Raw genomic sequence first — 6,640 nt, forward strand, 5'->3', positions numbered from 1 at the left:
GGGCACGACTTCACCCTGCCCGAGCCGGTCGACGCCGTCTTCTCCAACGCCGCCCTGCACTGGATGCCCCGCCCGGCCGAGGTGGCGGCCCGCGTGCGGGCCGCCCTGCGGCCCGGCGGGCGCTTCGTGGCCGAGCTGGGCGGCGCCGGCAACATCGACGCCATCCTGGAGGCGCTGGCGGCGGCCATGGCCGAGGCCGGCCTGCCCGGGTCGGCCTGCCCCTGGTACTTCCCGACCCTGGCCCAGTACGCCACCCTGCTGGAAGCGGCCGGGTTCCGGGTGGCCCGGATGGAGCACTTCCCCCGGCCGACGCCGCTGGATGGCGGCTGCGACGGCCTGGCCGGCTGGCTGGCCATGTTCGGCGGGTCGCTGACCGCGGCCGTCCCGGCGGACCTGCGGGAGCGGGTCGTGGCCCGGACCGGCGAGCTGGCCGCGCCCCGGCTGTGGCGCGACGGCCGCTTCGTCGCCGACTACTGGCGGCTGCGGTTCCTGGCCGTGGCCGGAGGCGACGCCGCCAGGCCCGCTAAGCTTCACCGGCAGGCGGCCGGGAACAGGGACAGGTAGGGGACATGGTGCAGCCACAGAGCGCGGCCGACGCCCGCGCCGCGGCCCAGTCGCGGGTCCGCTGGGAGCTGCTGGCCGAGCTCGTCCGCAAGGACCTCAAGGTCAAGTACAAGAACTCGGCCCTCGGGTTCGTCTGGTCGCTGGCCAACCCGCTGCTCTACCTGGCCGTGTTCTCCCTGGTCTTCGGCTTCTTCCTGAAGAACAACGTGCCCTGGTTCGCGGTCATGTTCATGTCCGGGTTCCTGATCTGGAGCTTCTTCAACTCGGCCACCCTTGACGCCACCGGCGCCGTCGTCGGCAACGCCAACCTGGTCCGCAAGGTCCGCTTCCCCCGGGTGGTGCTGCCTCTGGCCTCGGTCGGCTTCGCCGGCGTCCACCTGGCGCTCCAGCTGCTGGTGTTCTTCCTGTTCCTGGTCCCGGCCTACCCGGACGCGTTCGGGCCCCAGCTGTGGCTGCTGCTCCCGGCCCTGGCCGTGACCGTGGTCTTCACCGTGGCCATGTCGCTGCTGGCCTCGGCCCTCAACGTGCGCTACCGCGACGTCCAGCACCTGCTGGAGATCGCCCTGCTGGCCTGGTTCTGGCTGACCCCGATCGTCTACCCGGTGACCTTCGTCCGCGACCAGCTGGCCGAGGCCGGGCTGCTGTGGATGTTCAAGTTCTTCATGGCCAATCCCATGACCGCGGTGGTGGTGGCCGCCCAGCGGGCCGTCTACGTCCACCCGGTGGTAACCGACGCCGAGGGCAAGCTGGTGCAGGTCCTGCCGGCCGGCGGCTACGGCTTCTACCTGCAGTGGCTGGGGGTGGCCGCGGCCGTCTCGGCGGTGCTGCTGGTGGTGGGGCGGTGGACCTTCCGCCGGCTCCAGGCCGACTTCGCCGAGGAGCTGTAGTGGCCGCCCCGACGATCAGCGCCGCCGGGGTGGGCAAGCGCTTCCTGCTCCATCACAAGCGGGCCACCAGCCTCAAGGAGCGGCTGCTGCTGCACCGCCAGACCAGCTCCGAGGAGTTCTGGGCCCTGCGAGACGTCGATCTGGAGATCGGCGCCGGCCAGACCGTCGGGCTGATCGGCCCCAACGGCTCGGGCAAGTCGACGCTGCTCAAGGTGCTGTCGGGGATCCTCGCCCCGACCACCGGCACGGTCGCGGTCCGGGGCCGGATCGCCTCCCTGCTGGAGCTCGGGGCCGGCTTCAACGGCGAGCTCACCGGCCGCGAGAACGTCTACCTGAACGCGGCCATCCTCGGCCTGACCCGCCGGGAGACCGAGCGCTACTTCGACGAGATCGTCGCCTTCGCCGAGCTCGAGCCGTTCATCGACAACCAGGTCAAGCACTACAGCTCCGGCCAGTACGTGCGCCTCGGGTTCGCCGTGGCCGTCCACGTCAGCCCCGACATCCTGCTGGTCGACGAGGTCCTGGCCGTTGGGGACGAGTCGTTCCAGCGCAAGTGTCTGGACAAGATCGGCGAGTTCCAGCAGCGCGGCTGCACGATCCTGTTCGTCACCCACGCCCTCGACCTGATCCCGCGGATCTGCAGCCGCGGGGTGGTGCTGGACCACGGGCGGGTGCTGCACGACGGCGACCCGGTGGAGGCGGCCGTGCGGCTGCGCAGCCTGCTCGGCACCGGCGCCGACCAGTCCGGCGGGGCGGCGCTCGGCCCGGACCGCCCCCACCTGACCGCCAGGCGGCTGTTCGACCCGGCCACCGGGCTCCACAAGGGCCACTTCCGGGGCGGTGAGGCAATGGCGGTCGACTTCGACCTGGCCGGTCCGGCCGGCGGGTCGGCGGCGGTCCGGCTGGCGGTGACCGGGCCGGCGGACGTGCCGCTGTGGGTGATGGAGTCCGACCCGGTCGTCCTCGGCCCGGACGGCACCGCCACCGTCCGCTTCACGGTCAAGGAGCTGCCGCAGATGAAGGGAATCTACGCCTTCGCGGTCGCCGTCCGTGACCCGGCCAGCGGAGTGACCTACGATGCTCGCCGCATCGGCGAGGCCTTTCTGGCCATTGGAGATACCGCCACGGGCATCATCGAGGTGGCCTGGAGCGCCGACCAGGTCGAGAGCCCAGGGGAGGAGGAACGTGACCGGGCCGCTGGCGACCGTGGTCGTTCTCAACTATAACGGCGCCCACCTGTTCCCCGACTGCCTGCGGGGGCTGGCCGCCCAGGACCTGCCCGAGGGGCAGGCCCAGACCTGGGTGGTCGACAACGCCTCGAGCGACGGGTCGCTGGAGCTGCTCGCCGACGAGTTCCCCTGGGTTCGGGTCATCGCCAACGGACGCAACGATGGGTTCGCCGGGGGCAACAACGTCGCCCTGCGCGAGGTCTCGACCCCGTTCGTGGCCCTGGTCAACAACGACGCCCGGCCCGAGCCGGACTGGCTGCGGCGGCTGCTGGAGCCGTTCTCCGAGCCGGGGGCGGAGCGGCTCGGGGCGGTCTCGGGCAAGATCGTGTTCCTGCCCCGGTTCCTGGCCGTCGAGCTGGCCACCCCCGGGTTCCTGCCCGGCACCCTCGACACCAGGGAGCTGGGGGTGCGGGTGTACCGGGTCGAGGTCGACGGCGCCGACGTCACCGAGCGGGTGCTGTGGGACCGGGCCGCCTACGGGCCGGAGGGGGAGGGGCCGGGGCGCTTCCGCTGGACCCGCCCGTCGGGGCTGCTGCTCATCCCCGTCGACCGCCCGGAAGGTGACGGGCCGCTGCGGCTGCGGTTCCGGGTCGCGGCCGAGACGACCAAGGCGGTGGAGCTGACCTGGGCCGGTGGGTCGGGGGGCGGCAAGGCCGAGCCCGAGCCGGTCGACCTGGAGGTCGAGGTCCCGGCCGGGGTGCCGCTGGTCGACGTGCTCAACAACGCCGGCAGCATGGTGTTCCGCGACGGCTACGGGGCCGACCGGGCCTACCAGGAGCTGGATCGGGGCCAGTACCAGCGGCCCGAGGAGGTGTTCGCCTTCTGCGGCGGCTCGGTCTGCTTCCGCACCGAGGCGCTGCGCCAGGCCGGGGTGTTCGACGACGACTTCTTCCTCTACTACGAGGACACCGACCTGTCGTGGCGGCTGCGGTCCCTGGGCTGGCGGATCCGCTACCAGCCGGCGGCGGTGGCCCGCCACATCCACTCGGCCTCCTCGGTCGAGTGGTCGCCGCTGTTCGTGTTCCACACCGACCGCAACCGGCTGCTCATGCTGACCAAGAACGCCCGCGCCGGCCTGGCCGCCCGCGAGGTCCTGCGCTACCCCCTGACCACCGCCTCCCTGGCCCTGCGCGAGGTCGCCCGGTCGCGCCACACCCGGCGCCGGCCCCCGGTCCGCCCGACCCTGCTGCGCCTGCGGGTCCTCGGCTCCTACCTGCGCCTGCTCCCGGTCATGCTGGTCCGCCGCCGCCGCATCGCCGCCCGGGCCGCGGTCGACCGCCGACGCCTGGAGCGCTGGCTGGTGCTGCGGTGAGGGTCGGGCTCGACGCGACCCCGCTGCTCGGGCCGCGGACGGGCGTCGGCCGCTACGTGGCCGGACTGGCCGGGGCGCTGGCCACCCTGGCCGGGCCGGAGCCGGAGGAGCTGGCCCTGGTCCCGTTCTCCTGGCGGGGCACCCGCGACCTGCCGGCCGTGGCCTCGCAGGGCACCGGCGACGTGCCTGGTGTGGCCCGGGACGGCCCGCGCGTCCGGTACGGGCGCCGGCGGGCCCCGGCCCGCCTGCTCCAGGCCGCCTGGGCCCGCCTGCCCTGGCCGCCCGTCGAGTGGCTCTCGGGCCCGGTCGAGGTGTTCCACGGCACCAACTTCGTCGCCCCGCCGACCCGGCGGGCCGCCACCGTCGTCACCGTCCACGACCTCACCTACCTGCGGTTCCCTGAGATGGTGACCGACGCCTCGGCCCGCTACCGCGACCTCGTCCCCCGCGCCCTCCGCCGGGGCGCGGTCGTCTGCACCCCCACCGCCGCCGTCGCCACCGAGGTCGCCGCCGAGTACGGCCTCCCCCCCGACCGCCTGGTCGTCACCCCCCTCGGCGTCGACCCCTCCTGGCGCCAGGCCACCCCGCCCGACCCGTCCTGGCTCGCCACCCACGGCCTCCCCGGCCGCTACCTCCTGTTCGTCGGCAACCGCGAACCCCGCAAGAACCTCACGGGCCTGCTCACCGCCTACCGTCAACTCCTCTCGACCCGGGTGACCTCCCCTCCCCGGGTGGGAGGGGTTGGAACCGGCCCGACGGCAGGTGAGGGGGCCGGGACGACCACGGCCCCGGCGGCGGGCGGCGTGCCTCCCCTCGTCCTGGTCGGCCCCCCCGGCTGGGGCGAGACCCTGGACACCGCGGGACTGCCGGCGGGGGCGGTGCACACACCGGGCTATCTCCCGGAGCTCGACCTCGTCCGCGTCGTCGCCGGGGCCGCCGCGCTGGTCGTCCCCTCCTGGTACGAGGGCTTCGGCCTCCCCGCCCTGGAGGCGCTGGCCTGCGGTGTCCCGGTGGTCGCCTCCGACCTCCCCGCCCACCGCGAGGTCCTGGGCGACCAGGCCGAGCTCATCCCTCCCGGCGACCCCGCCGCCCTGGCCGCCGCCCTGGCCCGGGTCCTGGACGACCCCGGCGGCGAGCCCGTCCGGGCGGCCCGGCGCGCCAGGGCGGCCGGCTTCACCTGGGAGAACTGCGCCCAGGCGACCCTGTCCGCCTACCGCCTGGCCCTGGAGTCCGGCCGGTGACCGCGACCCCGCCCGGCGGGGAGCCGGCGGCCGCGCCGGGGGAGCGGGGGCCGGGCCTGGGCGGTCCCCGGGTCGGGGTGGTGGCCGAGCAGCTGCTGCGACCCGTCCCCGGCGGGGTCGGGCGCTACGTGCGGGCGCTGGCCACCCACCTGCCGGTGGAGGCGGCCGTCGACCGGGGCGCGGTCGAGTTCCTGGTCGCCCGCCACCCGCCCGACCGGCTGGCCGCGGTCGGCCTCCCGGCGGGGACCTGGCAGCTGGCCTGGCCGGGCCGGCTGGTCACCCGGACCTGGGTGACCCTGCGCCGCCCGGCCCTGCCCGGCGGGTTGCTCGACCAGCTCGACCTGGTCCACGCGACCAGCGCCGCCGTGCCCCCCACGGGGAGCAGGCCGCTGGTCGCGACCGTCCACGACCTGGCCTTCCGGCACTTTCCCGACGCCTATCCGGCGGGCGGGCGCCGCTACCACGAGCGGTCGGCCCGGATCGTGGCCGACGAGGCGGCCCGGGTGCTGGTCCCGTCGGAGGCGACCGCCCGCGACCTGGCCGAGCTGTACGGCGTCGACCGGGGCCGGGTCACCATCACCCCGCTCGGGGTCGAGGTCCCGCCCGAGCCCGACCGGGCCGGGGCCGAGCGGCTCCTGCGCGACCTGGGCGTCCGCGGGCCGTTCCTGCTGGCCGTGGGCACCCTGGAGCCGCGCAAGAACCTGCCCCGGCTGCTGGACGCCTTCGGCGAGGTGGCCGACGAGCTGCCCGGGCACTGGCTGGTGGTGGTGGGCCCGGTCGGCTGGGGGCCGCGGCTGCGCCCGACCTGGGACTCGGTGCGGGTCAAGCTGGCCGGCCCGGTCGGCGACGCCCTCCTGCACGCCATCTACCAGGCCGCCGACGGCCTGGCCTACCCGAGCCTGTACGAGGGCTTCGGCCTGCCCGTGCTGGAGGCCATGGCCAACGGGACCCCGGTGCTGACCAGCGACCGCTCCAGCCTGCCCGAGGTCGCCGGCGACGCCGCCCTGCTGGTCGACCCGCACGACCGGTCGGCCATCGCCGCCGGCCTGGTCCGCCTGGCCGGTGACGAGGACCTGCGCCGGCGACTGGTCGAGGCCGGCCGCCGCCGCGCCGCCGGCTTCACCTGGCGGGCCACCGCCGCCGCCACCTGGGCCACCTACCGCGAGGTCGTGGAGCGGCGGCCGTGAACCGCCGGAGGGGTCCGGGGAACCCCAAGGGGGTGCCCCGGGTGGCGGTGGACGCGACGGCGGTGCCGGCGCGGCTGACCGGGGCCGGGGTGTACGTGGCCAGGGTCCTGGCCGGGCTGGCCGCCCGCGACGACCTGGAGGTGGAGGCGTTCTGCGCCCCCGGGTCGGCCGGGGTGCTGGCCGCCCCCGGGCTGGAGCTGCGGCCGGTGGCCCCGGCCGG

Annotated in this window: 7 protein-coding genes; all 7 read left to right on the plus strand. The window is 75.4% G+C overall.

Annotated features, from left to right (window positions below; all coding sequences use genetic code 11):
- Positions 1 to 564 (plus strand): methyltransferase domain-containing protein (locus VF468_00590; protein ID HEX5876822.1); only part of this gene is annotated, 564 nt, incomplete at its 5' end.
- Positions 565 to 569: 5 nt separating this feature from the next.
- Positions 570 to 1,451 (plus strand): ABC transporter permease, encoded by an 882-nt coding sequence (locus VF468_00595; protein HEX5876823.1) that lies wholly within the window; start codon positions 570 to 572, stop codon positions 1,449 to 1,451.
- Positions 1,451 to 2,677, plus strand: coding sequence for an ABC transporter ATP-binding protein (locus VF468_00600; GenBank protein HEX5876824.1), 1,227 nt, complete (start codon positions 1,451 to 1,453; stop codon positions 2,675 to 2,677). The genes VF468_00595 and VF468_00600 overlap by 1 nt, the downstream gene beginning before the upstream one ends.
- Positions 2,637 to 3,992: a glycosyltransferase gene (locus tag VF468_00605; GenBank protein ID HEX5876825.1), complete on the plus strand. Its 1,356-nt coding sequence runs from the start codon at positions 2,637 to 2,639 to the stop codon at positions 3,990 to 3,992. The genes VF468_00600 and VF468_00605 overlap by 41 nt, the downstream gene beginning before the upstream one ends.
- Positions 3,989 to 5,233 (plus strand): glycosyltransferase family 1 protein, encoded by a 1,245-nt coding sequence (locus tag VF468_00610; protein HEX5876826.1) that lies wholly within the window; start codon positions 3,989 to 3,991, stop codon positions 5,231 to 5,233. Before VF468_00605 ends, VF468_00610 begins: the two co-directional genes overlap by 4 nt.
- Complete coding sequence (locus VF468_00615; GenBank protein HEX5876827.1) at positions 5,230 to 6,420, plus strand: glycosyltransferase family 1 protein; 1,191 nt, start codon at positions 5,230 to 5,232, stop codon at positions 6,418 to 6,420. Before VF468_00610 ends, VF468_00615 begins: the two co-directional genes overlap by 4 nt.
- On the plus strand, positions 6,417 to 6,640 hold a 224-nt coding region (locus VF468_00620; protein HEX5876828.1), incomplete at its 3' end, for a hypothetical protein. The genes VF468_00615 and VF468_00620, both read left to right, overlap by 4 nt.

The sequence above is a fragment of the Actinomycetota bacterium genome (assembly GCA_036280995.1).
In the GTDB taxonomy this organism is placed as follows: domain Bacteria; phylum Actinomycetota; class CALGFH01; order CALGFH01; family CALGFH01; genus CALGFH01.

Excerpts from the sequence above, each read along its gene's own strand:
- VF468_00595 (HEX5876823.1), top strand. The coding sequence starts at position 570 with ATGGTGCAGCCACAGAGCGCGGCCGACGCCCGCGCCGCGGCCCAGTCG.